We start from the raw sequence: 1,165 nt of genomic DNA, 5'->3' as shown, positions 1-1,165 counted from the left end.
AGCTGGCTAAGGCACGCCCAGCGCTTGCAGGAACAAGTGTGGCGCGACCTTGGCCATGCCTCAGTGTCCGCCATTTCGGTACAGCGCGCGCTGGCGCAGCGGGCAGGCAATGAGATGCAGGCCGCACCCGTGGTGTTCACCAGTATGCTGGGGGTGGCGGATGCACTGGCTAAGGCGGTGCCCTGGCCGAGCTACACCAGCTCGCAAACGCCGCAGGTGTGGCTTGATCATCAGGCGATTGATTTAGCCGATGGGGTGTTGCTCAGTTGGGATTACCTGGAAGAACTGTTTTTGCCCGACATGGTTGAGCAGATGTTTACCAGGTATTGTCACACGCTGCGCGCGTTGGCAGGCAGCGACTGGCTTGCGCCGCCGATTCGGGATTTGCCCGTTGCCCAGCGTCAGATGCGACTCCAGACCAACACCACCGGTGGTCCGATGCCAAGCCACCGGGCACTGCATGACGCCTTTTTTAGTCAGGCGCAGCAGTGGCCTGAGCGCCCAGCGCTGTGGGATAGTGTGAACGGCTACCTGAGCTACGGCGCGCTGCGTGAACAGGCGCTGACGGTAGCGGCCGGGCTGCTGCACCGCGGCATTCATGCGGGTGATTGTGTCGCACTGTGCCTGCCGTCAGGTGGCGATCGCATGGTGGCGCTGCTCGGCATCCTTGCGGCCGGGGCGGCCTATCTGCCCCTCAATCAGGCGCATCCCGCCGCGCGTCACGCACTGCTGTGTCGTAAGGGGCGCGCAAAAGCCGTTATCTGCGACAGCGATCTCTCGTTCGCCTTACCAACCTTTTCGCTGGCCTCATTGCGCGACAACGCGCCGTTAACCGCACCGATCATTCCGCCGGACGATGCGCTCGCCTATGTGCTCTTTACCTCCGGTTCCACCGGGGAACCCAAAGGTGTGATGATTGAACACCGTAACGTGCTCAATACGCTGGAAGCGGTGTGTCAGCAACTTGATATCTCGGCGCAGGATGTCTTTCTGGCGGTTTCCGCGCTGGATTTCGACCTGTCGGTGTTTGATATCTTCGCCGCGTTGAGCGTGGGGGGATTATTGGTGTTGGTGGAGGACTCGCCCCATCATGATGCGGACCGATGGTTAACACTGATGTCTACCCACGGTGTCAGCGTGTGGAACAGTGTGCCTGCTCTGTTCG

General features: G+C 61.1%; 1 protein-coding gene. It reads left to right on the top strand.

Annotation, left to right across the window (positions count from 1 at the left end; all coding sequences use genetic code 11):
- On the top strand, positions 1 to 1,165 hold a 1,165-nt coding region (locus J5224_RS29005; RefSeq protein WP_264628545.1), incomplete at both ends, for a non-ribosomal peptide synthetase.

The organism is Candidatus Symbiopectobacterium sp. NZEC135 (assembly GCF_025962695.1).
This window is presented reverse-complemented; position numbering and strand designations above follow the sequence as displayed.